Origin of the sequence: Streptomyces sp. YGL11-2, assembly GCF_050054615.1 — a bacterium.
Taxonomy (GTDB): Bacteria; Actinomycetota; Actinomycetes; order Streptomycetales; family Streptomycetaceae; genus Streptomyces.
This window is the reverse complement of record NZ_JBNHIN010000075.1, coordinates 1-2,394: the sequence shown is the minus strand read 5'-3', so window position 1 is coordinate 2,394 and position 2,394 is coordinate 1. Positions and strand designations below refer to the sequence as shown.

2 protein-coding genes are annotated in these 2,394 nt (G+C 72.3%); one reads left to right on the top strand and one right to left on the bottom strand.

What is annotated here, in order from left to right; translation table 11 throughout:
- Positions 1-91 precede the first annotated feature (91 nt).
- On the bottom strand, positions 92-865 hold the full coding sequence (locus tag ACO1BR_RS40270; RefSeq protein ID WP_426800069.1) for a DUF72 domain-containing protein: 774 nt from the start codon (positions 863-865) through the stop codon (positions 92-94).
- 438 nt (positions 866-1,303) lie between these two features.
- Here ACO1BR_RS40270 and ACO1BR_RS40265 point away from each other — a divergent pair.
- The coding region (locus ACO1BR_RS40265) for an Hsp70 family protein (RefSeq protein ID WP_426800068.1) at positions 1,304-2,394 on the top strand (1,091 nt) is incomplete at its 3' end.

Sequence of the window (2,394 nt, the reverse complement as noted above, 5' to 3'; positions counted from 1 at the left end):
CGCGACGCGCCCGGCGCGCCAAGTGCGCGGCGCCCGGCGGGCGGTGGGCGTTGCCGAGTGGCACGGAGGGCGGCCTGGAGACCGGCCGCGGTCAGCCGGTGCGGCCGCCCGGGGCCGGGGCACGGCTCACCGTACGGCCCGCGTCCGCCGCGGCGCGGGCGAACCGTGCGGCGTCGCGGACGGCGGCCCCGCCGGGATCGTTGTTGAAGTACGCATGGACGTCGGCCCGGTCGGGCCAGGTGGCGGCGATCCGCCGGACCCAGGCGGCCAGCGCCTGCGGCCCGTAGCGCGGCCAGGGCTCCGCCCGGCCCTCGTGGAAGCGCAGATATCCCCAGTCGGCGGTCCGCCACAGGGGCGTCACGGGGCGGGAGCCGCGGTCCGCCCAGCACAGCGCGGCGCCGTGGCGCTCCAGCACCGTACGGATCTCCGCGGTCCACCACGAGTCGTGGCGGGGCTCGACGGCGACCCGGGTCCCGGCGGGGAAGCAGCCGAGGCAGGCGTCCAGCAGCCCGGCGTCGGCGTGCAGGGTGGGCGGCAGCTGGAGCAGTACGGGGCCGAGCCGGTCGCCGAGGTGGGCGGCGTGCGCCATCAGCCGCCCGACCGGCTCTTCCGGGGTGCGCAGCCGCTTGATGTGCGTCAGATAGCGGCTGGCCTTGACGGCCATCACGAATCCCGGCGGCGTCCGGTCCCGCCAGTCCGCGAAGGTGTGCTCCTCGGGCAGCCGGTAGAAGGCGGCGTTGCTCTCGACGGTGGCGAAGTGCCGCGCGTACTCCTCCAGCCAGAGCCGCTGCGGGCGGTCCTGCGGGTAGAGGACACCGCGCCAGTCGCGGTACTGCCAGCCGGAGGTGCCGAGGAGGATGGTCATGGCCGGATCCGTCCCCGTTCCGGAGGGTGGTCTATCAGTCCCCGGGCCGGCGGGCGCCCGGCGGCCTCGTCGGTCCGCGTCCGGGCGGCGGTCCGCAGCCACTGGAACGGCACCTCCACCGCCCCCAACTCCGCGGTCCGGCGGGCCGATCCCGTGCCCCCGGCCGCTTCGCGCGCCACCGCCCCGGCCGGTGTCCGCGCCCGTACGCCCCGGCCCGATCGGTGGGACCGCGGATCCGCCCGCCCGGTGACAGTGCGCGACCACCCGACCCCTGTTGGTGCATACGGAATATTTGCCGCGAAAAGGTGCATCTTGCCAGGGATCGGGGCACGTTTTATGCAGATGAGGGAGCGGACCCGGACTCCGTATCAGCAGGTGAGAGGCCCTGCCCCGGATCGGGGCCGGGCCGGGAACGGGCCCGACGGTGAGGAGACGACCATGACGCGAGCAGTCGGTATCGACCTCGGAACGACGAATTCGGTGGTCAGCGTGCTGGAGGGCGGTGAGCCCACGGTCATCACCAACGCCGAGGGCGCCCGGACCACCCCGTCGGTGGTCGCCTTCGCCAAGGGCGGGGAGGTCCTGGTGGGCGAGATCGCCAAACGCCAGGCCGTGACCAACGTCGAGCGCACCGTGCGCTCGGTCAAGCGGCACATGGGCGACGCGCGGTGGCGCTTCCCGGAGAGCGGCGATATCGACGGCAAGCAATACACCGCGCAGGAGATCTCCGCACGGGTGCTGCAGAAGCTCAAGCGGGACGCCGAGGACTATCTGGGCGAGGACGTGACGGACGCCGTGGTCACCGTCCCGGCCTACTTCAACGACTCCCAGCGCACCGCGACCAAGGAGGCCGGCGAGATCGCCGGGCTCAAGGTCCTGCGGATCGTCAACGAGCCGACCGCCGCCGCCCTGGCCTACGGCCTCGACAAGGAGAACGACCAGACCATTTTGGTCTTCGACCTCGGCGGCGGCACCTTCGACGTCTCGCTGCTGGAGATCGGCGAGGGCGTCGTCGAGGTCAAGGCCACCAACGGCGACACGCACCTGGGCGGCGACGACTGGGACCAGCGGATCGTCGACCACCTGACCAAGCAGTTCAAGAACGCGTACGGCATCGACCTGTCCCAGGACAAGATGGCCACCCAGCGGCTGCGCGAGGCCGCCGAGAAGGCGAAGATCGAGCTGTCGGCCGCCACCGAGACCACCGTCAACCTCCCCTACCTGAGCGCGTCGCCGGACGGCCCGCTGCACCTGGACGAGAAGCTGAACCGGGCCCAGTTCGAGCAGATGACCGCGGACCTGCTCGACCGCTGCAAGGCCCCGTTCCACAACGCCATCGACGACGCGGGGATCAAGGTCGCGGACATCAACCACGTGATCCTGGTCGGCGGTTCGACCCGGATGCCCGCGGTGACGGAGCTGGTCAAGGAGCTGACCGGCAAGGACCCGCACAAGGGCGTCAACCCGGACGAGGTCGTCGCCATCGGCGCCACGCTCCAGGCCGGTGTCCTCAAGGGCGAGGTCAAGGA

Coding starts and splice junctions, on each gene's coding strand:
- ACO1BR_RS40270 (WP_426800069.1), bottom strand. CDS start 865: ATGACCATCCTCCTCGGCACCTCCGGCTGGCAGTACCGCGACTGGCGC.